The organism is Acidovorax sp. A1169, from assembly GCF_030704685.1.
GTDB lineage: Bacteria > Pseudomonadota > Gammaproteobacteria > Burkholderiales > Burkholderiaceae_C > Acidovorax.
The window spans coordinates 88,984-113,312 of sequence record NZ_JAUZDX010000019.1; the positions used below are offsets into that span (position 1 = coordinate 88,984).

The window sequence follows — 24,329 nt, forward strand, 5'->3', positions numbered from 1 at the left end:
CGTCGTGAGCACACTATGGCATTTGTCCTGCAAGAACTTCAGGGAAAGCGCACTTGCCCTCAATAGGGCCAGGGTGTAAAACGTAGGTGTATCTGTTACACAACGAGGAATCCCTTCCATGAGCAGTCCCGCCTCTGCTATCTACCCAGCGAATGGCTTTGAAGAAGGCCATGACTCCCTTTCCCGCGCGGACACCCATGAAGAGGTAACCCCCAGCGAAATCGCGGTGGGCGTGATCATCGGGCGCTCGTCCGAATATTTCGACTTCTTCGTCTTCGGAATCGCCTGCGTGCTGGTGTTCCCGTCGTTCCTGTTCCCCTTCATGTCGCGCCTGGACGGCACGCTGGCCTCGTTTGCGCTGTTGGCCGTGGCCTTCGTGGTGCGGCCCATCGGTACCGCCATCTCCATGGCCATCCAGCGGCGTTGGGGCCGGGGCACCAAGCTGACCATTGCGCTCTTCTTGCTGGGCGTGTGCACGGTGGGCATGGCCTTTTTGCCGGGCTACAAGGACCTGGGCACCTCGGCCATCGTGGCGCTGCTGATTTTGCGCATCGGCCAGGGGCTGGCGCTGGGGGGGTCTTGGGACGGCCTGCCGTCGCTGCTGGCGATGTCGGTGCCCAAGCACCGCCGCGGCTGGTACGCCATGATCGGCCAGCTGGGCGCGCCCGTGGGCTTTGTGCTCGCGGCCGGCCTGTTCGCGTATCTGTACGCCAACCTCACGGTACAGGAGTTTCTGGCCTGGGGCTGGCGCTACCCGTTCTTCGTGGCCTTTGCCGTGAACGTGGTGGCCCTGTTCGCCCGCCTGCGCCTGGTGGTGGGGCAGTCGTACACCGAGCTGCTGCAGGACCGTGAGCTGCAGCCCGTGCCCGTGCACGAGGTGATGCGCGACGAGGGCGGCAACGTGCTGCTGGGCGCCTTCGCGGCGCTGGCCAGCTTTGCGCTGTTCCACCTGGTCACTGTGTTCCCGCTGTCGTGGATCACGCTGTACACCGACCAGCCCGTCACCCAGATCCTGGGCGTGCAGATCGTCGGCGCTTTCCTGGCGGCCGGGGCCATCATGGTCTCGGGCTGGCTGTCGGACCACCTGGGCCGGCGCAAGCTGCTGGGTGGCATGGCGGTGCTGATCGGCGTGTTCAGCTTCATGGCGCCGGTGCTGCTCAACAGCGGCGAAGTGGGCAGCACCATGTTCCTGCTGCTGGGCTTTGTGCTGCTGGGCCTGTCGTACGGCCAGGCATCGGGCACGGTGACGGCCAATTTCTCGCCCAAGTACCGCTACACGGGCGCCGCCCTGTCGGCAGACCTGGCCTGGATCATCGGCGCCGCCTTTGCCCCGCTGGTGGCCCTGGGCCTGTCGGCCCAGTTCGGCCTGCTGGCCGTGACGGTGTACCTGCTGTCTGGCGTGGCCTGCACGCTGGGCGCCCTGAACCTGAACCGCCGCATGGAGCGCCGCGACCGCTAGGCGAGCTTTACAAGAGAGAGCGAGGGGCGGGCCTGTTGACAACAAGGCACGGCCCCATAGAGAAGCGATGCAAGAACCCGGTGGCTGCCTTGGCGGCCACCGGGTTTTTTGTCGATTGGCTGCCGCCTGGTGCCTGCCGGCGTCTGCATCAACCAGGGCACACCAGCCGGCAGCTCAGCGGCATGGGGGCCAGTGCGCTGGGTGCATCACTTGGAAGGTACTGGGCTCGGGCCTTCAAGCACGAAGTTGATGGGAACGACCATCCAGGTCGGTTCCGGCCCTGTACCTGCGGTGCCGGGCTGGTAGCGCCAGCGCATGGTCGCCTGGCGTGCGGAAGTGTCCAGCCGGGGAAAACCGCTGGAGCGCTTTACTTCGGCCTTCAGGGGCAAACCCTGGTTGTCAACCAGTACCCTGACTTCGACCAGTCCCTCCTCGCCGTTGCGCAGTGAGATGGGCGGGTAGTCCGGGGGTTCATTGCGAGCAGGGCCGGCTGCGATGGATGGGGTGGCGGCAGGGTTGGCAATGCCCTGGGCCGCCGAGAGCCCGGTGGCCAGGACCAGGGTGCACAAAAGGAGATAGCGGTGCAATTGCATGAAGCGACTGCCTGTCAGTCCTGCGGCCTGAACCCGATGGTCAGCGAGGGGGGCACGCGCCCGTCCACGTCGCGCGGCAGGGTTTCGGTCTTGTCCAGGGCGCGCAGCACGGCGTCGTCCCAGGCCTTGTTGCCGCTGGACTGCACCAGGCGCTTGCCGACGATGGTGCCGTCGGGCGCCAGGCGCACCTCGACCTCGGCGCGCGGGTTGCCCGAGATCGCGTCGGGGTAGACGATGTTGGGCTTGACCTTGGCGGCCACGCGGCCGCCGTAGCCGCCCGAGGGGCCAGCGTCGCGCTGCGCGGTGCCGGTCGATTTTTCGTTGCCCTCGGAGCCCGCCAGCCCTTGCATGCGGCGCAGGTTGGCCTCGCGCTGGGCGGCGAGCTGCTTGGCCTCAGCCTCGGCGCGCTGTTGTTTCTTGGCAGCGGCGTCCTTGGCTTCCTTCGCGTCCTTGGCGTCTTCGGCCTTGCGCTTTTCATCGGCGAGCAGCTTCTTTTGCCGTTCCTGTTCGGCCTTTTTCTGCTCGGCGAGCTTCTCCTTCTTTTCCTTTTCGAGGCGCTCTTCGCGCTCGTCTTCCTTGCGCTCACGCTCGCGCTTTTCGCGTTCGAGCTTCTCGGCGCGGGCCTTTTTCTCCTGCTCCAGGCGCTTTTTCTCGCGCTCGATGGCGATGTCGGCCTCGCGCGTATCCGGCTCCACGGCACGTGGCGGCGGTGGGGGGGGAGGCGGGGGCACCGGCGCGGGCCGGGGCTCGGGCGGCGGTGGCACGGGAGGGGTGGGCGGGGTCGGAGGTGTCGGCGGCGTCACTTCGGGCGGCGCGGCCTGTTGGGGCACGGCGGCCCACAGTTCGGCCTGCACGGCGGGCTGGTCGGAGCTGGCCTTCCAGTTCACGCCCCAGGTGAGTGCGCCGATCAGCGCCAGGTGCACCAGCACCGCCAGCGAGATGGCTCGCAGGCGGGCAGGGGGTGCGGGGGGCGCAAACTGGTCGCGGTCGTCTTGGGCGTGCATGGAGGGAGTAGAGCGTGTACGTCGTCTTCGGTTCAGTCAATCAGGGAAGGCGGGGCACTTCGGCTTCAGCCGCCCTGTTTGACGGAGAGACCTACGCGCTGCACACCGGCTTTCTGCAGTTCGGACATGGCCTTGACCACGTTGTCGTATACAACGCCCTTGTCGGCCGTAATGATGACAGCCGTCTCTTTTGTCTGGTCCTTTTGCCAGCGCAACGCGGCTTCGCCGATCTCGCGCTGGCTCATGCTGCGGGTGGCCTCGGGGGTTTTGAGCTGCAGCGAGCCGTCCTTGTTGACGATGACCTGCGCCACCACCTTGGGCAGGTTCTTGCCCTTGCCAACGCTAGGCACGTCGACCATGCCGGGGGTGAGCATGGGGGCCGTCACCATGAAGATGATGAGCAGCACCAGCATCACGTCGATGAACGGGACCATGTTGATCTCGTTGATGGTGCGGCGGCCTCGGCCGCGGGATGCCATGGCGGGCATGGTGTCAGTGCCCCGATGCCGAGACGGGTTGCTGCGCGCCCAGGTTGCGCTGCAGGATGTTGGAGAACTCTTCGATGAAGGTCTCCTGGTGCGTGGCCACGCGGTCGATGTCGCGCGCGAAGCGGTTGTAGGCGATGACGGCCGGGATGGCGGCGAACAGGCCGATGGCGGTGGCCACCAGCGCCTCGGCGATGCCGGGGGCCACGGTGGCCAGGGTCACCTGCTCCATGCCGGCAAAGCCGGTGAAGGCGTGCATGATGCCCCACACCGTGCCAAACAGGCCCACGTAGGGCGAGACGGAACCCACGGTGGCCAGGAACGACAGGCTTGATTCGACCACGTCCATCTCGCGCTGGAAGCTGGCGCGCATGGCGCGGCGTGCGCCGTCCATCAGGGTGCCGGCATCGGTGATGCGGCGCTCGCGCAGTTTCTGGTATTCGCGCATGCCGCTGGCGAAGATGCGTTCCATGGGTCCGGCGTTCTTGGCGTTCTGGGCGGCGCTGGCGAACAGGTCGTTCAGGCTGGTGCCGGACCAGAAGTCGCGCTCGAAATCGTCGTTGAGCGACTTGATGCGCTTGAGTGCGAACAGCTTGCGGAAGATGGCGGCCCAGCTGGCGACGGAGACGACCAGCAGCAGCAGCATGACGAGTTGCACCACCCAGCTGGCCTGCAGCACCAGGCTGAGGATGGACATGTTTTGGGAATTCATGGTGTTGTTGAGAGTTGTTCCAGAAGGGTGCTCGGTATTCTCGCGGGCCGCAGGGTGGCGGCGTCCACCCAGCCGATGCGGATGGTGCCTTCGCTGAGCAGTGCGGGCGGATTTTCGGTCATGTCGTGCTCTGGTTTCAGGAGCGCTTGCTGCAGTATTGTCAACGATGCGCGGCCGGCCTCTTGCAGCTGGGCGGTAACAATGAGTTCATCGTCGAGCCTGGCGGGGCGCAAGTAACGTACCTGGCTGTGGGTTACGACAAACATGCCGCCGGTTTGTTCCCTCAGGCGTTGTTGGCCTATGCCCAGGGAGCGCAGCCATTCGGTGCGGGCGCGTTCGAAGAACTTGAGGTAGTTGGCGTAGAAGACTATTCCGCCCGCGTCGGTGTCCTCCCAATAAATTCGGATGGGGAATTCAAAGGGCATGTGCTTGCCTCTTGGTTTGTGGTTGCTGCGTGCTTGTGTTGAGGGCGGAGGCCGGGGTGTGCGCCCGGCGGCGCAGTAACTTTCTCTTGCGTCGCCAAGAGAAAGTCACCAAAGAGAAGGCGTCCCCCAGTCTGCGTCCCCCGTACGCCCTGTCGGGCGAACGGGGGCAACCTGCGATGCTCGGGCCTGGGGTGGTGCCGCAGAACTCACTGCGTTTGGCCTGTGGCCAAACTCCGTTCAAACAGCTGCGGCAAGCCAGATCACGAAGTGCGTGTGTCCTGCGGCACACGCACCCACCCCAGCCCCTGCGCTTCTCGGCGCAGCCAGCAGGGGTGGGGAGCGGGGTCAAAGACGGCTGCTGCTGCGCAGCTGCGCCTGGGGTCGGGGACGCGCGCGGTGCGCGCTGCCGACGGCTTGGGCGCGATAGCTCTGCCCAGGCCGAGCGCAGCGACGGCACACCGGGCCGAGCGAAGCAATGGCCCGTATGGAGCCCGTTCCCACCCCCTTCTGACCGTGCCGAGAAGCGCAGGGCCTGGGGTGAGCGCGTGCCGAAGGACACGCGCCTCGTGAACTGACTCACCGCGGTTGTTCGAGCGGAGTTCGCCCGCAGGGGGAACGCAGCGAGTTCCGCGGTGCACCCCAGGCCCGAGCATCGCTGGCTGCCCCCTCGCCCCTCGGGCGAGGGGGACACGGGCAGCGGGGTCGCCTTTCTTTTGGGTACTTTTCTTTGGCGAAGCAAAGAACAAGTACCTCGGCCGCCGGGCCGAGACCCGGCCTCCGCCTTCAACAAAAGAACAGAAGCAACCACTAAGCAGATCACCCCAGCAGACGACGCAACCGAGCAACAGACTCCTCCAACTGCGCCATCGAATTCGCAGTAGAGAACCGCACAAACCGCTCCGTCTCCGCAGTCCCGAAGTCACGCCCAGGCGTCACCGCCACATGCGCCCGCTTCATCACCTCAAACGCAAAATCCCAGCTACCGCTGACCCCAAGACGAGAAGCAGCCTCGGAGCAATCCGCCCACGCATAAAAAGCACCATCCGGCATCACAGGCACCGACAGTCCCATCGATTGCAGAGCGGGAATGAAGAAATCGCGCCGCGCCTTGAACTCCGCCCGCCGCCGCTCGTATTCGGCAATGCTCTCGGCCTCGAAGCAGGCCAGCGCCGCATGCTGCGAGACCGTGCTCGCGCAGATGAACAAATTCTGCGCCAGGCGCTCGACCACGGGCACCATGGCCTCGGGCACCACCATCCAGCCCAGGCGCCAGCCGGTCATGTTGAAGTACTTGCTGAAGCTGTTGATGCTGACGATGTTCTCGTCGATGGCCAGCGCCGTGTGGCTGAACTCTTCTTCGTACGACAGGCCCAGGTAGATCTCGTCGATCAGCGTGATGCCGTCGTGCGCGCGCACGACCTCGTGGATGCGGCGCAGCTCATCGGGCGCGATCGAGGTGCCCGTGGGGTTGGACGGCGACGCCAGCAGCACGCCGCGGGTCTTGTCGGTCCAGGCGGCGCGCACCTTCTCGGCGCTGAGCTGGTAGCGCTCGGCCGCGGTGGTGGGCACGAGCACGGCCTTGCCGTCTGCCGCGCTCACGAAGTGGCGGTTGCAGGGGTAGCTCGGGTCGGGCATGAGGATCTCGTCGCCCGACTCGATGAGCGCCAGGCACGCCAGCTGCAGCGCGGCCGATGCGCCGGCCGTGACCACGATGCGGCGGGCCGGCACGTTGACGCCAAAGCGCTGCTGGTACCAGGCGCTGATGCGCTCGCGCAGGGGCTCCAGGCCCAGGGCGTTGGTGTACTGGGTGGCGCCGTCGCGCACGGCGCGGGCGGCGGCCTCCTGCACCAGGGGCGGGGCGGTGAAGTCGGGCTCGCCGATGTTCAGAAAGATCATCGGCTCGCGGGTGCCGGCCACTTCGCGTGCCATGGCCTGCGCAGCCTTGGCCACTTCCATCACGTAAAACGGTTCAATGCGCTCGGCGCGGGAGGAGAACTTCATGGGCATGGGTCCTGGTCCTGCCGGCGGGGCAGGGGGTGGCTGGCGCGGGGGAGAAGGGTGGGGGCCGCGGGCTGCGCACCATGGCGGCGGCCCGGGGCAGGGGCTGTCAGCCCTCTTCGCTGTCGTCGGCTGCAGCGGCGGCTTCTTCAGGTTCCGATGCTGCGGCAGGCGCCGTGGTGGCGCCCGAGGCCTTGTCGGCCGCGACTTCTGCCGCGCGCAGTTGCGGGGCCAGGCCATTGAGCACGGCGTTCACGTACTTGTGGCCGTCGGTGCCGCCGAACTCCTTGGCCAGCTCGATGCACTCGTTGAGCACCACGCGCCACGGCACATCCAGGCAGTGCTGGAACTCGTACACGCCGATCCACATCACGGCGTGCTCGATGGGCGAGATCTCGGCCATCTTGCGGTCCAGCAGCGGGGTGATCAGCGCGTCCATCTCGGCTGCCAGCTTGATGCTGCCGTGCAGCAGCGCGTCGTAGTGCACCGAGTCGGCCTTGTGAAAGCCGGCCAGGTCGCGCGTGAAGGCGTCGATGGCCTCTGGCGCATTGCCGCCCACCAGGTGCTGGTACAGCGCCTGCAGCGCGAACTCGCGTGCGCGGCTGCGGTTGGACTTGGAGGCCGCCTTGCGCACGCCGGTGCTCTTGAGGCCGGTGCGTGCCTGCTTGGGCGGGCGCGTCGAGGGATGGCTGTTGCCGACGGTAGTGGCGTCGTCGCTGTTGTGGTTGTTGTTATCGCTCATGACAGGTCTTCCAGCAGGTTGGCCATCTCCACGGCGACGCGGGCGGCGTCCGTGCCTTTCTCGGTCTGGCGCGCAATGGCCTGCTCGAGGTTTTCGGTGGTGATGATGGCGTTGGCAATCGGGATCTGGTAGTCGAGCGACAGGCGCGTGACGCCCGCGCCCGATTCGTTGGCCACCAGTTCGAAGTGGTAGGTTTCGCCGCGGATGATGCACCCGAGGGCGATCAGCGCATCGTACTCGTCGGCCTCGCACAGGGCCTGCAGGGCCACGGGCACTTCGAGTGCGCCGGGCACCAGCACGTGCGTGATGTGCTTTTCCTGCACGCCCAGGGCCAGCAGTTCGGCACGGCATGCCGCTGCCAGGGCGTTGGTGATGCCCTCGTTGAAACGGGCCTGCACGATGCCGATGTGCAGCTTCTTGCCGTCCAGCTTGTCCGCTGTTCCTTTTTCTGCGCCAAACATAGTGGTGATCCTGTTCTTTTACTCTTTGGGGATGAAGCCGGTGATTTCGAGGCCGTAGCCGGCCATGCTGGGCATGCGGCGGGGCTGGCCCATGAGTTGCATCTTGTGCACGCCGCACTCGCGCAGGATCTGCGCGCCCACACCGTAGGTGCGCAGGTCCATGCGACCGCGCTCGGGGGCCTGGGCGGCGCGCGCCGTGCCTTCGAACTGTTCGAGCAGTTGCTCGGCTGTCTCGCCGCAATTGAGCAGCACGGCCACGCCCTTGCCCTGGGCTGCCAGGTACTGCAGGCTCGAATCGAGCCCCCAGGAGTGCATGGAGCGGTTGATTTCGAGCGCATCGAACACCGACAGGGGCTCGTGCACGCGCACGGGCACGACATCGTCGGCACCCCACTGCCCTTTGACCAGTGCCAGGTGTACGGACTGGCTTGGCTTGTCGCGAAAGGCGTGCACGGTGAACTCGCCAGCGGCGGTCTGCAGCTGGCGCGTGCCGACCTTTTCTACCAGCGATTCGTTGCGGCTGCGGTACTCGATGAGGTCGGCGATGGTGCCAATCTTCAGGCCGTGTTCGGCCGCGAAGAGCTGCAGGTCGGGCAGGCGGGCCATGGTGCCGTCGTCCTTCATGATCTCGCAGATCACCGAGGCGGGGCTGCAGCCGGCCATCACGGCCAGGTCGCAGCCGGCTTCGGTATGGCCAGCGCGCATCAGCACGCCGCCGTCCACCGCCTGCAGCGGGAAGATGTGGCCGGGTTGCACCAGGTCTTCGGCGCGAGCATTGGGTGCCACGGCGGCCTGCACGGTGCGCGAGCGGTCGGCGGCGGAGATGCCAGTGGTCACGCCCTCGGCGGCTTCGATGGAAACGGTGAACGCCGTGGCGTGCTTGGTGCCGTTGCGCGTGACCATGGGCGGCAGGCGCAGGCGCTCGCAGCGCTCGCGGCTCAGCGTCAGGCAGATCAGGCCGCGGCCGAAGCGGGCCATGAAGTTGATGGCCTCGGGCGTCACGTGGTCGGCGGCCAGCACCAGGTCGCCTTCGTTTTCACGGTCTTCTTCATCCACCAGGATGACGATGCGGCCGGCGCGCATCTCGGCCACGATGTCCTCGACGGGCGAGATCGGCACGGGGGTGAGGGGAGAGTTCATGGAAGGTGTGGACTTTCTGTGGGGACCGCTGGCAGGAGGGCTGCAGCGCAGGTTCCCGTGGCCGGAGGCGGCAACGACGATAACGCTGCATCTGCCCCCAAGAAACCGCCCAAAGAACATGCGATGCGGCGCTGCCGCACGTCAAAGGGGCATATTGCCCCAGAAGGCCATGATTTTAGTGCACCCGGGCGCTTGGTGCCTGCAGTTGCGCTTGCGCTCTGTCAGATCATGCTGCCCTGGATCACCACGTCTGACTCAGGGTAGGCCACACAGGGCAGTACGCAGCCCTCGGCCTTTTCCTCGGGCGACAGTCCGGGCCACTCGATGTCGTAGCGCACACGTCCCTCGACCAGCTGCCCGATGCACGTGCGGCAGGTGCCATTGCGGCAGGAGCTGGGCCAGTCGATGCCGCCCTGCTCGATGGAGACGAGCAGGGGCTGCTCGGGCCAGGCATCGCACTGGCTGCCGTCGGGCTCGATGCGGGCGGTGAAGAAGGGGATGGCGGGGTTCGTCATTGCGTTGCGTGCAGGTCAGGCGCTGGCGGGCGTGCGTTGCCACACCAGCAAGAGGTTGTTGGCGGGCAGGGCGTGGCGCTCGGTCAGGTGCAGGCCGGCAGCCGCGGCCTCGCGCTCCACATCGGCGCGGTTGCGGATGCCCCAGTCTGGATCCTGCGCGCGCAGGGTGGCGTCGAAGCCCTGGTTGCCGGGCGAGGTGGGCACGCCGTCTTCGATGTACGGCCCGTAGGTGACCAGCCGGCCGCCCGGCGCCAGGTGGCGCGCGGCACCCTGCATCAATCCGGCGCAGCAGGCCCAGGGGGCGATGTGCAGCATGTTGGCGCAATAAATCAGGTCGAAGGGCTGGGCAAACGGGGCCGCGCCATCGGGCCAGGTGGCAGAGCGCACGTCCAGGCGCACAGCGGGCCGCACGTTGGTGGCGCCGGCCTGCAGGGCCCAGCCGGCGATGGCGAAGAACAGCTCGTCGTTCAGGTCCGTGGGCTGCCAGGTCCAGCCGGGCAGGGCGGCGCCGAAGAAGGCCAGATGCTGGCCCGTGCCGCTGGCGATCTCCAGTGCCGTACCGGTGTCGGGAACCAGGCCGCGCAGCAAGGCCAGGATGGGCGCCTGGTTGCGTTCGGAAGCGGGGCTGCAGGGGAGGGCGGGAGAGGTCATGGGTGTGGACAAAGTACGGGGCGCGATGCTATCAAATTGAAAGCAAAGGGCATTTGGCAGGGTCTTTGCCAAGGTGCCTTAATTTTCATCAGTGCAGTGATATCCCTTGCAAATCAAGCACTTGGCGCGGCCATACAGGGCTTGTGCAAAGTTATCCCCATGATTGTCCAGTGCCGGCAGGGATAACCGGACACCTTGTGCTTAAAAAACGGGCGGCGCATGCATTTCCCTTGTGAATCAATGGCTTGGATCGCCCATACAGGGCTTGCCCAAACTTATCCACATGATTGTCCAGCGCAGGCAGGGATAACCGCGGGTTTTGGCCTGCCGGTCGCTGCCCAAAAAATGGGCGGCGGGTGGGTTTTCCTTGCGAATCAAGCACTTGCATCGGCCATACAGGGCTTGTCCTGGGTTATCCACACGATTGTCCAGTGCCACCAGGGATAACCCTGCGATAGCCACCAGGCAGGGCTGCCCAAAAAATGAGCGGCGCAGCAGTTTTCTTTATGAATCAAGGACTTGGCCGCCCCATACAGGGCTTGCCAAAACTTATCCACATGATTGTCCAGTGCGGGCAGGGATAACTGCCGCCTGCGTCAGGCCTCGATCTTCACGCCCTTCCAGAAGGCGACACGGCCGCGGATCTCGTCGGCCTGGGGCTTGGGATCGGCGTAGAACCAGGCGGCGTCGGTGTTCATTTCGCCGTTGACCAGCAGCGAGAGGTAGCTCGCCTGGCCCTTCCAAGCGCAGGTGGTCTTGTGGTTGCTGAAGGTGACGTACTCGCGCTTGAGCGATGCGTCGGGGAAGTAGTGGTTGCCTTCGACCACCACGGTGTCGTTGCTTTCGGCAATGACCACGCCGTTCCAGATTGCTTTCATGGGGAAATCCTTCGATAGGGGAAAGAGGGGGGCGCAAGTGCCCGGCGTCCGTGCGGGTTGCGGGGGGCGCCAGCCGCGATTTTGCCTGCACCGGGAGTGCCGTGCACTGCCAGTCGCGCGCGGTACCGCGTGGGTTCGCGATGTGGCTTAAAGTCGCTGCGGTTCCAACCGCCTTTTCAAAACCACCACAGGAGAACATTGACCATGGGTATCGATTTCAAGGGCCGTGTGGCCATCGTCACGGGCGCCGGTGGCGGCCTGGGCCGCCAGCATGCACTGGCACTGGCGGCGCGCGGCGCCAAGGTGCTGGTCAATGACCTGGGCGGGGCGCTGGATGGCAAGGGCGGCTCGGTCGGCGCGGCGCAGGCCGTGGTCGACGAGATCATTGCCGCTGGCGGCGAGGCGATTGCCAATGGCGGCTCGGTCACCGACTACGTTGCCGTGCAGGCCATGGTGCAGCAGGCCATCGATGCCTGGGGCCGGGTGGACATTCTGGTGAACAACGCCGGCATCCTGCGCGACAAGTCGTTTTCCAAGATGGAGATGGACGACTTTCGCCTGGTGGTGGACGTGCATCTCATGGGCGCGGCGCATTGCTGCAAGGCGGTGTGGCCGCACATGGTGGCCCAGCAGTACGGGCGCATCGTGATGACGACCTCCTCCACCGGCCTGTACGGCAACTTTGGCCAGTCCAACTACGGCGCCGCCAAGCTTGCGCAGGTCGGGCTGATGCAGACCCTGGCCATCGAGGGCGCCAAGTACCACATTCACGTCAACGCCCTGGCGCCCACGGCCGCCACGCGCATGACCGAGGGCCTGATGCCGCAGGAGGTGCTCGACGCGCTCAAGCCCGAGGCCGTGGTGCCCGCCATGCTGGTGCTGGCCCATGAAAGCGCACCCACGCGCACCATCCTGTGCGCGGGCGCCGGCACCTTCGAGGCGGCGCACATCACGCTGACTCAGGGTATTCACCTGGGCATTGGTGCCGACACCCCAGAGCAACTGGCTGCACGCCTGTCGGAAGTGACCGAGCGCGCTGGCGAGCAAGTACCACAAAGCGGCGCAGCGCAGGGAACCAATGAGGTGAGCAAGGCCTTGGCGGCCAGGGTTTAAGCCAAGTCCACACGCACAACCGTGCGCCGTGCTAAGTTCCGGGCCGACACGAGATCGGTAATAAAGATATGAGAACTTTGCAGGAACGACTGACCGCCTACCCCGCCGACGCCCTGGCGGGGATACGCCGCGGCATCGAAAAAGAGGGATTGCGCGTGCTGCCTACCGGGGGGCTGGCGCTCACGCCGCACCCGGCGGCGCTGGGTTCGGCACTCACGCACCCGCTGATCACCACCGACTACAGCGAATCGCAGCTGGAGCTGATCACCGGTGCGCGCAAGGGTGTGGACGAGTGCCTGACCGAGCTGGCCGAGGTGCACCAGTTCGTGCACCGCGCGCTGCAGGCGCAGGGCGGCGAGCTGCTGTGGGCGTCGAGCATGCCCTGCGGCCTGCCCACGGACGAGACGATTCCCATCGGCCGCTACGGCAGCTCCAACGTGGGCCGGGCCAAGAGCGTCTACCGCATGGGCCTGGGCCACCGCTATGGCAGGCGCATGCAGACCATCTCGGGTATCCACTACAACTGGTCGCTGCCCGGCGTGGGCAGCGATGACTACTTCGCGCTGATCCGCAATTTCCGCCGCCATGCCTTTGTGCTGCTGTACCTGTTCGGCGCATCGCCCGCGCTGTGCCCGTGCTTCGTGCAGGGGCGCGACCACCGGCTGCTGCCGCTGGGCGACAAGGCGCAGGCCATGTACCTGCCGCATGCCACCTCGCTGCGCATGGGGCGCCTGGGCTACCAGAGCGATGCCCAGGCCACGCTGGCCGTGAGCTACAACGGCCTTGCGGGTTACGCCAATTCGCTGCACGAGGCGCTGACCAAGCCCTACCCCGCCTACGAGACGGTGGGCGTGCGCAACCCCGGCGGCGACTACAACCAGCTCGGTACCAGCCTGCTGCAGATCGAGAACGAGTTCTACGGCACCATCCGACCCAAGCGCACCGTGCGCACGGGTGAGCGCCCGCTGCATGCCCTGCGCGAGCGCGGGGTGGAATACGTCGAAGTTCGTCTGATGGACCTGGACCCCTTCGTTTCCGTGGGCATCACGGCATCGACCATGCGCCTGCTGGACGTGTTTTTGCTGCACTGCCTGCTGTCCGACAGCCCGCCCGATACGCCAGAGGAGATCGCCGAGCTCCAGCAGAACCAGCACCTCACGGCCGAGCGCGGCCGCGAGCCGGGCCTGCTGCTGCACCGCGCCGGCCAGGCCGTGCCGCTGACCACCTGGGGCGCCGAGGTGCTGGCCGAGTGCGAGCCCCTGGCCGCCGCGCTCGATGCTACGCACGGCACCACGGACTACAGCGATGCCCTGCGCGACGCCCGCGCGCTGATGGAGGCGCCGGACCGCACCCCCTCGGCCCGCGTGTTGGCCAGCATCGTGCAGGACCACGAGAGCAATTTCGAGCGCTTCGCCTTCCAGCAATCTGCCAAGGCGCAGAACACGCTGATGGCCCTGCCCTGGAGCGATGCGCAGCAGGCGCGCTACCTGGCGTTGGCCGACGAGTCCATCGCCGCGCAAAAGGCCATTGAAGCCGCCGATACGCTACCGTTCGAGCCATGGCTGGAGCAATATATGGCGGTGGAGGGGTTGGGCTGAGCGGCTTGGTCTCCGTGGTAGCGGCATGCTTTGAATTTCAGGGCGGGAGCCGGTAGCAGCGCTGCGTCAACCCAACTGCAGCAGCGCCTCCTCGCGCCAGTAATCGGCCGCATCCAGAAACCCCTCCCACACACAGCCATTGCACCCTCGCCCACAGCAGCTCGTAGGCTCGGGCGGTGGCGCGCGCAAGGTGATGCCCGCCGCCCCAGCCTGCTGCTGCAACTGTGCGAACATCGCCTGGGCTGACGCAGCGTCGGTCGCTCGGGCGGATGCGCTGCTAGTGGCGGTGGTGCCGCTCACGGCTTGCGCTTGGCCCTGCGCAGCAGGTAGTTCACGATGAAGCCGCCGCCCAGCACCAGCGCGAACCAGCCCACCAGCGTGGCCTGGGCCATCAGGTCGCGCACGCTGCCCGAGCGCGCCACGTAGGGCGCCAGCAGGATCACCAGGCCGATGAGGGCGCAGGTTACGCCCTTGAACAGCATCTCCTTGTCGGTTTTGGCCTGGGTGGAGGTGCGTGGGTTGTTGTTGGTTGGCATGGAAATGAGGGCAAATGCGGACCCCGAAAAACCGCGCGGAAAGCGTTGGGGCCAACCGCGATTATCCTTGCCACCCTGATTCCCGCTCCGCACGCTCAAGAAAGTACCCCCCGCATGGCCATTCAGTGGTTCCCCGGTCACATGCACCTGACCAAGAAAGCCATCACCGAACGCGTCAAGGACATCGACGTGGTGATCGAGGTGCTGGACGCGCGCCTGCCCGGCTCCAGCGCCAATCCGCTGCTGGTCGAGCTCACGGGGCACAAGCCCACGCTCAAGGTGCTCAACAAGCAGGACGTGGCCGACCCCGCGCGCACGGCGCTTTGGCTCGACTGGTACAACGCCCAGCTCAGCACGGGTGCCGTGGCGCTCGATGCCTCGGAGGCGGCGCCCGCGCGCAAGCTCATCGACGGCTGCCACCGCCTGGCGCCCAACCGGGGAGGCATGGCCAAGCCCATGCGGGTGCTGATCTGCGGGGTGCCCAACGTGGGCAAGTCCACGCTGATCAACACCCTGACCAACAAGCGCCAGGCCAAGACCGGCGACGAGGCCGGTATCACCAAGATCGAGCAGCGCATCACGCTGGCCGACGACTTCTACCTGTGGGACACGCCCGGCATGCTGTGGCCGCGCATCATCGTGCCCGAAAGCGGCTACAACCTGGCCGCCAGCGGCGCCGTGGGCCGCAATGCCTACGACGAGGAACTGGTGGCGCTGGAGCTGCTGCGCCGCCTGCAACAGCACTACGCGCCGCTGCTGGAGGCGCGCTACAAGCTGGGCCTGCCCGCGGGCGCCATGGCCACCATGCACGACGAGGAACTGCTCGAAGCCATTGGTCGCAAGCGCGGCGCCATGCTGGGCGGTGGCCGTGTGAACCTGCAAAAGACGGCCGAGATCGTGATGACCGACTTTCGCACGGCCATTTTGGGCCGCATCACGCTGGAGACTCCTGACGAGTTCGAGGCCTGGCGCGCCGTGGGCCTGGCCGAGGACGCCAAGCGCCAGGCCAAGAAGGACGCGCGCGCCAAGTCCAAGGGCAAAGGCTCGGGCGTGCGCGAGCCGGCACCTGGCGACAGCGGCGACGACGACGCCGGACCGTCAACGCCCGCCGATTGACGAGCGGCTGAACTGGCTGCCCGGCCGGTGGCAATTGAGGGCTCGATAGGCGCGGTGTATCGCGTTACCATGGTTACCACCGGTTGCCACCGCTTACACCATGCGCGCTGTTGCCCACCTGCTGCCCTCTGAGCGAGACGACGCCACCACGCAGCAGTTGGTGCGGGCGGGCTCGTGGGTGGTCGCGGTCACCGGTAGCCTGATCGCTGCGCTGCTGCTGCTGGACAGCCCGCTGTCCTGGACGCATGTGCTGCTCAACCTGGGTGCGGGCGGCATGGGCGCCCTGGCAGTGGTGCTGGGCCGCATGGGGCGCTGGCACCAGGCGGCACTGGTGCTGGTCTGGGGGGTGTGGGGCGTGGTGGCGCTGGTGGCGGCCACCAATGGCGGCCTGCGCGGGCCCAACCTGCTCAATTTCCCGGTGCTGATCGTGTTTGCGGGCTGGATCCTGGGCGCACGGGCCACGCTGTGGCTCACCGGCTGCACGGGCGTGCTGCTGCTGTTCTTCCTCTGGGCCGACCTGCGCGGCTGGCTGCCGGACGCACGCTATGGCAACCGCCTGGCCTACCTGGCCTACCTCACCGGCGTGCTGGCCGTGACGGCCGCCGCCACGCTGCTGTCGCGGCGCAGCTACCTGCGCCGTGTGCAGGAGGCGCAGCACACTGCATCGAGCCTGGCCGCCAGCGAGGCCGAGCTGCGCAAGTTGCTGCGCGCCGTGGAGCAAAGCCCCGAGAGCATTGCCATCACCGACCTGACCGGGCGCATCGAGTACGTCAACGCCGCCTTCCTGGCCCGCACGGGCTATGCGCGCGATGAGGTGCTGGGCCAGCCCTCGGCCCTGGTGTCGAGCAACGGCATGGCCGCGGCCCAGCGCCTGGGCCTGCGCGATACGCTGGCGCGCGGCGAGAACTGGGCGGGCGAGCAGGTCAACCGGCGCAAGGACGGCGCGGAGATCATCGAGGCCGTGGTGGTGGCCCCCATCCGCCAGACCGACGGGCACATCAGCCACTATGTGGAGCTCAAGCAGGACATCACCGAGCGCAAGCGCGCGGCCGAGGAGATCCACCGCCTGGCGCACTTCGACGCGCTGACCAGCCTGCCCAACCGCCGGATGCTGGTGGACCGGCTGGCCACGCTGCAATGGCGCACGGGGCGTGCCCCCGGCGCACCGGGGGCCCTGCACGCGCTGGTGCTGCTGGACCTGGACCGCTTCACCACCTTCAATGACGCGCGCGGCAGCGAGATGGGCGACCGCCTGCTGTGCGCCGTGGCGCTGCGCCTGTCGGAGCTGCTGCCCGAGCAGGGCCTGCTGGTGCGCGTGGCCGGCGATGAGTTCGCCATCGTGCTGCACGACCTGGCGACCCAGGGGCCGCAGGCCAGCCGCCGCGCGCTGGCCTTTGCCGAGCAGGTGCAGGGGCAACTGCTGCTGCCGATGCGCCTGGAGGGCTATGCCGACGAGGCGCAGCTCGGCGCCAGCATCGGCATCACGCTGTACCCTCAGAGCCCGGGCGACTCGCCGCAGGAGGCGCTGCGCCGCGCGGGCACCGCGCTGCACCGGGCCAAGCAGGCGGGGGGCGGGCGCTCGGCCTTCTTCGAGGAGGGCATGGGCGAGGCGGCGGAGCAGCGCTTTCTGGTGGAGCGCACGCTGCGCCAGGCGATTGCGGGCGACGAGCTACGGCTGTTTTTGCAGTCGCAGGTGGACGCGCAGGGCCAGCTCACGGGGGCTGAGGTGCTGGTGCGCTGGCAGCACCCGCGCGATGGGCTGCTGGCGCCCGGCGCCTTCATCCCCATCGCCGAAGAGTCCGACCTGATCGTGAGCCTGGGCACCTGGGTGCTCGCGCATTCGCTGGCGCTGCTGGCCTTGCCCGCCATGCGCCAGCGGCGCCTGCGCCTGTCGGTCAACCTCAGCGCGCGCCAGTTCCGCCAGGCCGGCTTCATCGCGCAGCTGCGCGCGCTGCTGGCCGCCTCGGGGGCCGACCCGTCCCTGCTCACGCTGGAGGTCACCGAGGGCCTGGTGATCGACGATTTCGACGATGCCGTGGCCAAGATCCGCGAGCTGGGCGCGCTGGGGGTGGAGTTTTCGCTGGACGACTTCGGCACGGGTTATTCGTCGCTGGCCTACCTCAAGCGCCTGCCGATCCGCGAGATCAAGATCGACCGCAGCTTCGTGCACGAGGCTCCCACCAATGCCGACGACGGGGTGCTGGTCGAGGGCATTCTGTCGGTGGCCAGCCACTTCGGGCTGCGCGTGGTGGCCGAGGGGGTGGAGACGCGTGCCCAGGCCGACTTTTTGCGCCAGCGTGCGCCCGGCATTTTCTACCAGGGCTACTTGTTCGGCCGGCCCGAGCCGCAGGAGGATTGGCTGGCGCGGCTCTCACCAGGCCCTATCGTCTGAGAGGCTGAGAATCTTTCGTCCATGCCCGCCTTGCACGCTAAAACACCCCGGCTCGTCGTTGCAAATGCTCGCCATAGCCCGAGCTATGGCTGTGCTTTGCGCCTAGATCCGAGGCGTTTTGGCGCGCCTCTCGGGCACGGCCAAAAAATTCCCAGCCTCTGAACCAGAAAAACAGCCCCCGCTGCATGCCGCAGCGGGGGCTGTTTTTCGATCCGGCCCTGGGAGGCCGGGTACCGGCTTCTTACTTGTTCTTTTCCTTGCCGCGTGGCACGACGGCCGTCACGGGCGGCATGGGGCGGTCGGAGCCGTGGGATTCCTTGGGAATCGACGTGTCCTTCTTGGGCTTTTTCGCCATCTTGTTGCTGCGCTGTTCACCTTTGGCCATGGGTCCTCCTGTGTGGGTCTCCGGATGGGACCGCTGCGCAGCATGGTACGCCACAACCGGGGTGGTCGGGATGACGAGGTGGGGCTCTTTTTTCAGGGCGCCGGGCAGCGTGGTGGTGTCATGCCTGCGCGGCTGCAACCACGGCGGTGGCCTCCACCTCGACCAACATGCCGTCGAGCGCCAGGCGCGGCACGGGGATCAGTGTGCAGCCGGGCGTGGGTGCATCGCCCCACACGCGGCGCGCGGCCTCGGTCCACAGGGCCAGGCGGGCCTCGGTGTGGTCCACCACCAGCAGCGTGAGCCGCACCACGTCATGCACGCTGGCGCCCGCCGCCTCCAGCACCGTGCGCATGTTGGCCAGCGCCTGCGCAAGCTGCTCGGCAAAGTCGGGCGACAGCTCGCCCGCCAGGTTCTCGCCCCCCTGGCCCGAGGCATAGACGGTGCGGCCCGCCAGGGGCGCGACCACCACATGCGTATAGCCGTTGGGGGCCGGGTCGTACACGCCTTCGGGGTTGATGTGGGCGAGCGTGGCGGCGTGGGCCGGGGTCAGGCGCGAAGCGATTTGCAACATGGGTGTGGTCCTGAAAATCGTGGAAGAGGCTGTTAGTATTCAACCTCAAGTTAAATTGAGGTCAACGGGCACTTTTGGGAGCCGGGTCATGAAGCAGCACGACGACGCCCACGGCGATTCCATGGCGGAGCTGGCGGCCGATCTTTCGGTGGGCGAGGTGGCGCGCCGCAGCGGGCTGGCGGTGTCGGCCCTGCATTTCTACGAAACACGCGGCCTGATCGCCAGCGTGCGCAGCGCGGGCAACCAGCGGCGCTACCCGCGCTCGGTGCTGCGCCGGGTGGCGGTGATCAAGGTGGCCCAGCGCATGGGTGTGCCGCTGGCGGCCATTGCAGAGGCGCTGCAGGCCCTGCCCGCTGGCCGCACGCCCACGGTGGCCGACTGGCGCCGGCTGTCGGAGCGCTGGCGCGAGGACCTCGACGAGCGCATCCGCACGCTCACGTCGCTGCGCGACCAACTCGACGGCTGCATCGGCTGCGGCTGCCTGTCGCTCAAGGTCTGCCCGCTGCGCAATGCGCAGGATGCGCTGGCCCAGGAAGGGCCCGGTCCGCATTTCTGATCGGTGCGTGCGCAGCCTCGCCGCTTACCAGCGCAGCGGTGAGGCCTCGTTGTTCCAGAAAATCCAGCGGCTCACCTCCGCATAGGGCGAGGTGCCGATGGAGTAGGGGTCCAGTCCCGTCTCGGTGCGCTGCAGCACGGCCAGGTAGCCGCCGTAGCTGCCCACCAGCAGCGTGCTGCCGTCCCCCGAAGCCTCGATGGCGCTGATGCTGCTGCCCACGTGGTGGCGCCACAGCGTGCGGCCCTCATCGTCCATGGCATGCACGTAGCCGCTGGCGTCGCCCATGACCACCATGCCGGGCAGGGTGGCCGAGGCGTACACGCGCCATTGGGCGTCGACCACCGTGCCCTCGGTGTCGTCCGCCGCCTCCACGGGCGTGGCGATGGTGATGCCGTTGTACAGGTGGCAGGAGTTGAACCACAGCCGCGTGCCGTCGTGCGAGAAGCGGGCGTGGTGCGGGTACGAGGACTGGGTGTCGAGCGTGCGCAGCGGCCGGCCGTCCTGCGCGCCGAGCAGGATGTGGGCGCTGTCCTGGTCGCCCAGGGCGATGAAGCGCTCGTCGGGCGACAGGGCCATGTGCAGCATGTCCATGGCCAGCAGGCTGCCCGGGGGCTCGCCGTCGGCCGCGTCCTCGTGGTTCTTGGGCCAGGTGTACGGGCCACCATCGTCCTCCCCTTCCTCTCCCTCGTCGAACTCCTGCGGGTGCAGGCGCTGCACGCCTTGGGCCGCGCTGATCAGGTACACCCCGGTGGGGTTGCGCAGCAGCACGCGCTGGCCGTCGTTGAAAGGAATGATCTCGTCGCAGCGCTGGCCCAGCGAGCCTGCCACCAGGCCCATGGACTCGGGAATGCCCTCGTTGCCGCGTGGTAGCGGCAACTGCGCGATCTGTGGGCCGCCAAAGCCCCGGTGCGTGGTGATGTGCGTGCCGTCGCTCTGCGCAAAGCAGTTGCCATCGCCCGAGCGCCCCAGGCCCTTGAGCGCTGGCAGCGAGGTGGGCACTGCACCATCGATCTGCACCCAGTGCGCCGATTCACTGTAGCTGGGCCCGATGCGCGCGAGGATGAGGCCATCGGCCAGCAGAAAGACCGGGCCGATGAACTGCCCCGCCTTGGCCGCCGTGCGCACATAGGCATCGGGGGCAAAGGCAAAGCGCTGGCGAAAGCGCTCGGCCAGCGCCTCGTCGGCATGCCGATTCACCAGGCGGGCGAGTTGCAGCACCGTGGGGGCGCTGGCCTTGCGCGGGTCGCCCGGCAGGTCGGCTTCTGGCTCGTCTTCGTCCTCTTCTTGCGCACTGTCGCCACCCTCCAGGTCGCGGGCGGTCATCGCGAACTGGTGCGCGCGGATCGCGGCCACATAGGTCTCGCCGCCGCTCTGCCATTGCTCGGACAACAGCATCAGCTCGGCCGGGAACACGGCTGCGTCCGGCAGGTCTTCGGCCAGGGGCGGCGTGGCCAGCAGGTGCACGGCCGCTTCGATACGGCGCTGTTCTGCCAGGTGCGCCTGCTGCTGGTCGTGCGCGCCCTGGATCTGGGCCTCCACCTGGGTGTAGATGCGCAGCAGCCGGGCAATGTGGTCCACCGCACCGCGCGGCAGCGTGGTCCGGGCTTCGCTTTGCCGCTGGGTGTACCTGAACTCCACCACCGGCGGGCCCGCGCGGGCCTCGTCGATGTCGAGCTGGTAGGCGCCGTAGGCATCGTCCGAATCGTCGCCAGGCCGGGGCTCGCCGTTCTCCCAGCTGAGCTTGAGCGCGCGGCCATAGGGCTCGCCCTCGTGCAGGCAGGGCTGGCGCGCACCCACCCACACGTCGCCATGCCACTCGCCGTTCTTGTCGCTGTTCCACCAGTCGTTGTACTCCTCGGTAAAGTACGGCAGGCTGGTGAACTGCTCGATGCGCCGGGGCGAGAGTTCGGCCTGCAGCCGGTGGTAGAGCGGGTAGCCGGCACGCGACTGGCCCACGGCACGGCGCACATAGTCGAGCACGCCACGCCACGCCTTGGTAGCGGCTTCGCGCGCTTCGGCCGGTGCCTCATCGTCCAGCACCTTCCAGCCGTCGGGCGTGCCCTCGGTGTAGCCGCGGTAGATCAGCGTGGCCACCTCGGTGAAGGCAATGGGCCGGCGCAGCACGGCAGCCGCCAGGCGTGCCAGCAGGCCGGTGCGCTGGGGCTCGCGCTCCACCGAGAGGTAGAAGTCCCAGGTCTTCCAGACGGTGATGAACACGTTGTCGTCGCGCTGGTCGCCATCGGCATCCACATGCCGGCGGCATAGCGAGAAATCGGTCTGGGCAAACCAGCCGGGCGCCTTCTTCTCCTTGTGCGTGACGATGGGCGAATTCACCGCCGCCAGGATGTTGGCCACGCTGATGGCTTCGTCGGCGAAAAGGTCGCTGGCCAGCGGCATGTCGGCGGTGATCTCGGCGCTGGCACGCAGGGGGCTCTCGCCGGCGCGCACGGCCTCCACCACGCGGTCACGGTCGAGCAGGGCGCCGATGCCGTCCGCACCGTCGTCGATGCCATCGAAGAACTCGGGCGCGAACACCAGGCCTGCCACCTCGGCGGAAAACTCCGCCAGGCTGGGCACGCCGCGCGCTTCGTCGAGCAGAAATTCCACCTGCTCGCCGCCGGCCACCTGCACGTGGTATTCGTCGGTGAACAGCGCCACGCGCGCGACGAGGCCACCGTTCACGCGCAGGTCGCCATGGTTGTAGTGGCCCCAGAGCAGTTCGTCCACCGTGAGCGCGCCCTGCACGTACACCAGTTGCCCGCCGATCACCGCGTGCTGCACGTGCAGGCCGCCCAGCACCACCAGGTTCGTCGTGCCATCGGTGTCGCTGGCGGTCAGCGCGCCGTCGATGCGCAGGTTGCCTTCGACGAGGACCAGGTAAGGCGCGCGGCGGGGCAGGGGGGCGGCGTCAGGCTGGGCCTGTGCCAGCCGGTGCAGGCCGCCATCGGCCACGAGCGGCGTGTCCAGGTGCAGCTCGGGCCACTGCACGTCGCCCGCGATCCAGGCGGCGGTTTCACCGGCCAGTTCTTCGGGATCGTCGCGCAGGCGCTTGGTGATCCAGGCATCGGCCGGGAGCAGATGGGCCACATCGGCCAGGGGGACAAAACGCAGGCTGGGCAGGCTGGGCATGGTGCTTTCAGGGCAACGAACAGTCGGCGGGCATCGTACACCGCGTGCAAGCGCGGCACTTTGGGTCGACAATGATGTGTTGTCTTATTAATTAAACGCTCCATTACAGCCATGAGTCAGAACCCGCCCTTGTTTGAAGTGCTGCCCCGAGACCTGTCCGCCTACCGCCAGGGCAATGTCGGCATCGGCTATGTGCACCGCTTCGAATCGGGCAAGCCCGGCCCCCATGTGCTGGTCAACGCGCTCACCCACGGCAACGAAATCTGCGGCATGGTCGCGGCCACGCACCTGCTTGACAGCGGCGTGCGCCCCCTCATCGGCACGCTGACCATCAGCTTCGCCAACGTGGCGGCGTATGAGTCGTTCGACGAGTCGCGCCCGTTCGAGAGCCGCCAGCTGGTGCACAACCTCAACCGCGTCTGGTCTGCCGCTGAGCTCGACGGCAGCGGCGACAGCCCCGAGCTGCGCCGCGCGCGCGAGCTGCGCCCCGTGGTGGCCGCAGCCGACCACATCCTCGACATTCACTCCACCAGCCAGGACGTGCAGCCCTTCTGGGTCTACCCGGCCTACGAGCGCAACGCCGCTGCCGCCCTGGCCATCGGCCTGCCCCCCGTGCACATGGTCATGCCCAACGGCCTGGGCTCCGGTACGCCACTCATCCAGCACGGCCGCCACGGCCAGGCCCTGGGCGATGCCGGCGTGGCCATGGTGGTCGAATGCGGCCAGCACTTTCTGAAATCGGCGGCCGACCTGGCCACTTTGGTGGCGCAGGATTTCATCGCCCACTTCGGCCTGACCGCACCGCGTGCCGACCGCGCCGCCCCTGGCGCGCAGCGCCGCTTCGAGCTGCTGGAGACCTGCATGGTGCTCACACCCGACTTTGCGTTCACCCGGCCACTGGAAGGCTTCGAGACCTTCGCCAAGGACGAGCTCATCGCCACCGACGGCACCGTGGAGATCCGCGCGCTGTGCGACGACTGCACGGTGATGATGCCCACGCGCGAACCCATCGTGGGGCGTGAGGCGGTGTACCTGACGCGACCTATCTGAGGGCCTGACGCCGCGCAGGCGTGGCCTACCCCCTACGCCTCAAGCGCAGGCAGGTTCCTGCGGGGTCTGCGCGCTGGTGTGGCGCGGCGCACGGTGCGCAGCACGTGCCGGGCCGCGCGCGCCAGTGCTTCGTCCAGGGCAGTGCGCCAGTCCTTGGCTACCGAGGACACCACCACCGACCCCGCGCCATCCGTGCGCAGCTCGATCTGGCAGCGCTTGTCCACCCCTCCCCGGGGGCCGTTCACGTCGGCCAGTTGAACATCGGCACGCGGCACCAGTGCTTTCAGGCGCCGAAGCGCAAAGCGCACCCGGCGCTCGACGGCCTCGCCCATCAGCGCAGCATCGGGATGGCGGGACTTGAAAAGTATCTGCATCAGCGTTCTCCTTGGGTTGGAGTACGCACCTTAGCCCGCGCAGTGTGGCGGGAAAAGCAGCTTTTTCCTGCAGGGGGTATCTGTAAAGCCTGCTGGTTGGCGTAAGCATGCTTCTGATTCATGTTCGGTAAAACCGATCCAGGCATCATGAAAAACCTGCTTCTTGAAGCACCCTGGTGGCCGCACATTCAAGCTTGTTCCAACCACTGCAAGGTGCTTCATGAAGCCATTGATGTCTGTCCATTCCCTGCTGAACTCGCTGCGTGCCAAGGTGCTGCAGTGGGTCTGGCAGTGGTCGCAAGGGCGCAGCGCACTGCTGCGTGCACCGGCGCTGGTTCCCATCCGGGTCCATTCCACCCAGCGCGAGCACCCGCGCCGCCGTTACCGCTACCGCGACTGAAGCAGCCGGGCATGCGTCCCGCACCGTCACCTTGAACCAGCCCTTG

Annotated in this window: 26 protein-coding genes; 8 read left to right on the forward strand and 18 right to left on the reverse strand. The window is 67.3% G+C overall.

What is annotated here, in order from left to right:
- Nucleotides 1-118: 118 nt before the first annotated feature.
- Entirely contained in the window at nt 119-1,459 is a 1,341-nt protein-coding gene (locus QYL93_RS24965) for an MFS transporter (protein ID WP_305746190.1), read from the forward strand.
- 206 nt (nt 1,460-1,665) lie between these two features.
- Here the strand turns inward: QYL93_RS24965 and QYL93_RS24970 are convergent, their stop codons facing one another.
- The 12 genes from QYL93_RS24970 to QYL93_RS25025 form a co-directional block, all read right to left on the reverse strand.
- Nucleotides 1,666-2,052 carry an energy transducer TonB gene (locus QYL93_RS24970; protein ID WP_305746191.1) on the reverse strand — a complete coding sequence of 129 codons (387 nt, stop codon included), beginning with the start codon at nt 2,050-2,052 and terminating at the stop codon, nt 1,666-1,668.
- A gap of 14 nt (nt 2,053-2,066) precedes the next feature.
- On the reverse strand, nt 2,067-3,056 hold the full coding sequence (gene tolA, locus QYL93_RS24975; protein WP_305746192.1) for a cell envelope integrity protein TolA: 990 nt from the start codon (nt 3,054-3,056) through the stop codon (nt 2,067-2,069).
- Nucleotides 3,057-3,121: 65 nt separating this feature from the next.
- Entirely contained in the window at nt 3,122-3,544 is a 423-nt protein-coding gene (locus QYL93_RS24980) for a biopolymer transporter ExbD (RefSeq protein ID WP_057206631.1), read from the reverse strand.
- 4 nt (nt 3,545-3,548) lie between these two features.
- Entirely contained in the window at nt 3,549-4,253 is a 705-nt protein-coding gene (gene tolQ / locus QYL93_RS24985; RefSeq protein WP_057206632.1) for a protein TolQ, read from the reverse strand.
- Nucleotides 4,250-4,678 carry a tol-pal system-associated acyl-CoA thioesterase gene (gene ybgC / locus QYL93_RS24990; RefSeq protein ID WP_305746193.1) on the reverse strand — a complete coding sequence of 143 codons (429 nt, stop codon included), beginning with the start codon at nt 4,676-4,678 and terminating at the stop codon, nt 4,250-4,252. Before ybgC ends, tolQ begins: the two co-directional genes overlap by 4 nt.
- Before the next feature lie 816 nt (nt 4,679-5,494).
- Nucleotides 5,495-6,679 carry a pyridoxal phosphate-dependent aminotransferase gene (locus QYL93_RS24995; RefSeq protein WP_305746194.1) on the reverse strand — a complete coding sequence of 395 codons (1,185 nt, stop codon included), beginning with the start codon at nt 6,677-6,679 and terminating at the stop codon, nt 5,495-5,497.
- A 106-nt stretch (nt 6,680-6,785) separates the two neighbouring features.
- Nucleotides 6,786-7,418, reverse strand: coding sequence for a transcription antitermination factor NusB (nusB, locus tag QYL93_RS25000; protein ID WP_305746195.1), 633 nt, complete (start codon nt 7,416-7,418; stop codon nt 6,786-6,788).
- Nucleotides 7,415-7,879, reverse strand: coding sequence for a 6,7-dimethyl-8-ribityllumazine synthase (gene ribH / locus QYL93_RS25005; RefSeq protein ID WP_305746196.1), 465 nt, complete (start codon nt 7,877-7,879; stop codon nt 7,415-7,417). The genes nusB and ribH overlap by 4 nt, the downstream gene beginning before the upstream one ends.
- Nucleotides 7,880-7,897: 18 nt before the next feature.
- Nucleotides 7,898-9,019: a bifunctional 3,4-dihydroxy-2-butanone-4-phosphate synthase/GTP cyclohydrolase II gene (ribBA, locus tag QYL93_RS25010; RefSeq protein WP_305746197.1), complete on the reverse strand. Its 1,122-nt coding sequence runs from the start codon at nt 9,017-9,019 to the stop codon at nt 7,898-7,900.
- 221 nt (nt 9,020-9,240) lie between these two features.
- Complete coding sequence (locus tag QYL93_RS25015; protein WP_305746198.1) at nt 9,241-9,534, reverse strand: 2Fe-2S iron-sulfur cluster-binding protein; 294 nt, start codon at nt 9,532-9,534, stop codon at nt 9,241-9,243.
- Nucleotides 9,535-9,549: 15 nt separating this feature from the next.
- Nucleotides 9,550-10,185, reverse strand: coding sequence for a DUF938 domain-containing protein (locus QYL93_RS25020; protein ID WP_305746199.1), 636 nt, complete (start codon nt 10,183-10,185; stop codon nt 9,550-9,552).
- A 596-nt stretch (nt 10,186-10,781) separates the two neighbouring features.
- Nucleotides 10,782-11,063 carry a DUF427 domain-containing protein gene (locus QYL93_RS25025; protein ID WP_305746200.1) on the reverse strand — a complete coding sequence of 94 codons (282 nt, stop codon included), beginning with the start codon at nt 11,061-11,063 and terminating at the stop codon, nt 10,782-10,784.
- Nucleotides 11,064-11,267: 204 nt separating this feature from the next.
- Between QYL93_RS25025 and QYL93_RS25030 the strand changes: the two genes are divergently transcribed.
- Together QYL93_RS25030 and gshA are read left to right on the forward strand one after the other, a co-directional pair.
- Nucleotides 11,268-12,176: an SDR family NAD(P)-dependent oxidoreductase gene (locus QYL93_RS25030; protein ID WP_305746201.1), complete on the forward strand. Its 909-nt coding sequence runs from the start codon at nt 11,268-11,270 to the stop codon at nt 12,174-12,176.
- A gap of 68 nt (nt 12,177-12,244) precedes the next feature.
- Entirely contained in the window at nt 12,245-13,774 is a 1,530-nt protein-coding gene (gshA, locus tag QYL93_RS25035; RefSeq protein ID WP_305746202.1) for a glutamate--cysteine ligase, read from the forward strand.
- 66 nt (nt 13,775-13,840) lie between these two features.
- Here gshA and QYL93_RS25040 read toward each other — a convergent pair whose 3' ends face one another.
- Together QYL93_RS25040 and QYL93_RS25045 are read right to left on the reverse strand one after the other, a co-directional pair.
- On the reverse strand, nt 13,841-14,008 hold the full coding sequence (locus QYL93_RS25040) for an oxidoreductase-like domain-containing protein (protein ID WP_057206723.1): 168 nt from the start codon (nt 14,006-14,008) through the stop codon (nt 13,841-13,843).
- A gap of 62 nt (nt 14,009-14,070) precedes the next feature.
- Nucleotides 14,071-14,310: a hypothetical protein gene (locus tag QYL93_RS25045; RefSeq protein WP_305746203.1), complete on the reverse strand. Its 240-nt coding sequence runs from the start codon at nt 14,308-14,310 to the stop codon at nt 14,071-14,073.
- Between the two features lie 114 nt (nt 14,311-14,424).
- On the opposite strand from QYL93_RS25045, the gene ylqF reads away from it, so the two are divergent.
- Both ylqF and QYL93_RS25055 read left to right on the forward strand, forming a co-directional pair.
- Nucleotides 14,425-15,426 carry a ribosome biogenesis GTPase YlqF gene (gene ylqF / locus QYL93_RS25050; RefSeq protein ID WP_305746204.1) on the forward strand — a complete coding sequence of 334 codons (1,002 nt, stop codon included), beginning with the start codon at nt 14,425-14,427 and terminating at the stop codon, nt 15,424-15,426.
- Nucleotides 15,427-15,526: 100 nt separating this feature from the next.
- Nucleotides 15,527-17,818: a bifunctional diguanylate cyclase/phosphodiesterase gene (locus QYL93_RS25055; protein WP_305746205.1), complete on the forward strand. Its 2,292-nt coding sequence runs from the start codon at nt 15,527-15,529 to the stop codon at nt 17,816-17,818.
- A 241-nt stretch (nt 17,819-18,059) separates the two neighbouring features.
- Here QYL93_RS25055 and QYL93_RS25060 read toward each other — a convergent pair whose 3' ends face one another.
- Nucleotides 18,060-18,203, reverse strand: coding sequence for a hypothetical protein (locus tag QYL93_RS25060; protein ID WP_164470725.1), 144 nt, complete (start codon nt 18,201-18,203; stop codon nt 18,060-18,062).
- Between the two features lie 118 nt (nt 18,204-18,321).
- Nucleotides 18,322-18,774, reverse strand: coding sequence for a RidA family protein (locus QYL93_RS25065; RefSeq protein WP_305746206.1), 453 nt, complete (start codon nt 18,772-18,774; stop codon nt 18,322-18,324).
- Nucleotides 18,775-18,862: 88 nt separating this feature from the next.
- Between QYL93_RS25065 and soxR the strand changes: the two genes are divergently transcribed.
- Nucleotides 18,863-19,330 (forward strand): redox-sensitive transcriptional activator SoxR, encoded by a 468-nt coding sequence (soxR, locus tag QYL93_RS25070; protein WP_305746207.1) that lies wholly within the window; start codon nt 18,863-18,865, stop codon nt 19,328-19,330.
- A gap of 24 nt (nt 19,331-19,354) precedes the next feature.
- Here soxR and QYL93_RS25075 read toward each other — a convergent pair whose 3' ends face one another.
- Entirely contained in the window at nt 19,355-22,459 is a 3,105-nt protein-coding gene (locus QYL93_RS25075) for a WD40 repeat domain-containing protein (RefSeq protein ID WP_305746208.1), read from the reverse strand.
- Nucleotides 22,460-22,570: 111 nt separating this feature from the next.
- On the opposite strand from QYL93_RS25075, the gene QYL93_RS25080 reads away from it, so the two are divergent.
- Entirely contained in the window at nt 22,571-23,509 is a 939-nt protein-coding gene (locus tag QYL93_RS25080) for a succinylglutamate desuccinylase/aspartoacylase family protein (RefSeq protein ID WP_305746209.1), read from the forward strand.
- A gap of 32 nt (nt 23,510-23,541) precedes the next feature.
- On the opposite strand, the gene QYL93_RS25085 is transcribed toward QYL93_RS25080, so the two are convergent.
- Nucleotides 23,542-23,883, reverse strand: coding sequence for an HPF/RaiA family ribosome-associated protein (locus tag QYL93_RS25085; RefSeq protein ID WP_305746210.1), 342 nt, complete (start codon nt 23,881-23,883; stop codon nt 23,542-23,544).
- A gap of 232 nt (nt 23,884-24,115) precedes the next feature.
- On the opposite strand from QYL93_RS25085, the gene QYL93_RS25090 reads away from it, so the two are divergent.
- Nucleotides 24,116-24,283, forward strand: a complete 168-nt coding sequence (locus QYL93_RS25090; protein WP_305746211.1) for a hypothetical protein — start codon at nt 24,116-24,118, stop codon at nt 24,281-24,283.
- Nucleotides 24,284-24,329 lie beyond the last annotated feature (46 nt).

What these genes read in the sequence shown, in the direction of transcription:
- gshA (WP_305746202.1), top strand. Translation starts at nt 12,245, where the DNA reads ATGAGAACTTTGCAGGAACGACTGACCGCCTACCCCGCCGACGCCCTG.
- QYL93_RS25060 (WP_164470725.1), bottom strand. Translation starts at nt 18,203, where the DNA reads ATGGCCAAAGGTGAACAGCGCAGCAACAAGATGGCGAAAAAGCCCAAG.
- QYL93_RS25015 (WP_305746198.1), bottom strand. Translation starts at nt 9,534, where the DNA reads ATGACGAACCCCGCCATCCCCTTCTTCACCGCCCGCATCGAGCCCGAC.
- ribH (WP_305746196.1), bottom strand. Translation starts at nt 7,879, where the DNA reads ATGTTTGGCGCAGAAAAAGGAACAGCGGACAAGCTGGACGGCAAGAAG.
- QYL93_RS25030 (WP_305746201.1), top strand. Translation starts at nt 11,268, where the DNA reads ATGGGTATCGATTTCAAGGGCCGTGTGGCCATCGTCACGGGCGCCGGT.
- ylqF (WP_305746204.1), top strand. Translation starts at nt 14,425, where the DNA reads ATGGCCATTCAGTGGTTCCCCGGTCACATGCACCTGACCAAGAAAGCC.
- QYL93_RS24995 (WP_305746194.1), bottom strand. Translation starts at nt 6,679, where the DNA reads ATGAAGTTCTCCTCCCGCGCCGAGCGCATTGAACCGTTTTACGTGATG.
- QYL93_RS24980 (WP_057206631.1), bottom strand. Translation starts at nt 3,544, where the DNA reads ATGCCCGCCATGGCATCCCGCGGCCGAGGCCGCCGCACCATCAACGAG.
- QYL93_RS25020 (WP_305746199.1), bottom strand. Translation starts at nt 10,185, where the DNA reads ATGACCTCTCCCGCCCTCCCCTGCAGCCCCGCTTCCGAACGCAACCAG.
- ybgC (WP_305746193.1), bottom strand. Translation starts at nt 4,678, where the DNA reads ATGCCCTTTGAATTCCCCATCCGAATTTATTGGGAGGACACCGACGCG.
- QYL93_RS25045 (WP_305746203.1), bottom strand. Translation starts at nt 14,310, where the DNA reads ATGCCAACCAACAACAACCCACGCACCTCCACCCAGGCCAAAACCGAC.
- QYL93_RS25025 (WP_305746200.1), bottom strand. Translation starts at nt 11,063, where the DNA reads ATGAAAGCAATCTGGAACGGCGTGGTCATTGCCGAAAGCAACGACACC.
- QYL93_RS25055 (WP_305746205.1), top strand. Translation starts at nt 15,527, where the DNA reads ATGCGCGCTGTTGCCCACCTGCTGCCCTCTGAGCGAGACGACGCCACC.
- tolQ (WP_057206632.1), bottom strand. Translation starts at nt 4,253, where the DNA reads ATGAATTCCCAAAACATGTCCATCCTCAGCCTGGTGCTGCAGGCCAGC.
- tolA (WP_305746192.1), bottom strand. Translation starts at nt 3,056, where the DNA reads ATGCACGCCCAAGACGACCGCGACCAGTTTGCGCCCCCCGCACCCCCT.
- QYL93_RS25090 (WP_305746211.1), top strand. Translation starts at nt 24,116, where the DNA reads ATGTCTGTCCATTCCCTGCTGAACTCGCTGCGTGCCAAGGTGCTGCAG.
- QYL93_RS25075 (WP_305746208.1), bottom strand. Translation starts at nt 22,459, where the DNA reads ATGCCCAGCCTGCCCAGCCTGCGTTTTGTCCCCCTGGCCGATGTGGCC.
- soxR (WP_305746207.1), top strand. Translation starts at nt 18,863, where the DNA reads ATGAAGCAGCACGACGACGCCCACGGCGATTCCATGGCGGAGCTGGCG.
- ribBA (WP_305746197.1), bottom strand. Translation starts at nt 9,019, where the DNA reads ATGAACTCTCCCCTCACCCCCGTGCCGATCTCGCCCGTCGAGGACATC.
- QYL93_RS25040 (WP_057206723.1), bottom strand. Translation starts at nt 14,008, where the DNA reads ATGTTCGCACAGTTGCAGCAGCAGGCTGGGGCGGCGGGCATCACCTTG.
- QYL93_RS24965 (WP_305746190.1), top strand. Translation starts at nt 119, where the DNA reads ATGAGCAGTCCCGCCTCTGCTATCTACCCAGCGAATGGCTTTGAAGAA.
- QYL93_RS24970 (WP_305746191.1), bottom strand. Translation starts at nt 2,052, where the DNA reads ATGCAATTGCACCGCTATCTCCTTTTGTGCACCCTGGTCCTGGCCACC.
- QYL93_RS25085 (WP_305746210.1), bottom strand. Translation starts at nt 23,883, where the DNA reads ATGCAGATACTTTTCAAGTCCCGCCATCCCGATGCTGCGCTGATGGGC.
- QYL93_RS25065 (WP_305746206.1), bottom strand. Translation starts at nt 18,774, where the DNA reads ATGTTGCAAATCGCTTCGCGCCTGACCCCGGCCCACGCCGCCACGCTC.
- nusB (WP_305746195.1), bottom strand. Translation starts at nt 7,418, where the DNA reads ATGAGCGATAACAACAACCACAACAGCGACGACGCCACTACCGTCGGC.
- QYL93_RS25080 (WP_305746209.1), top strand. Translation starts at nt 22,571, where the DNA reads ATGAGTCAGAACCCGCCCTTGTTTGAAGTGCTGCCCCGAGACCTGTCC.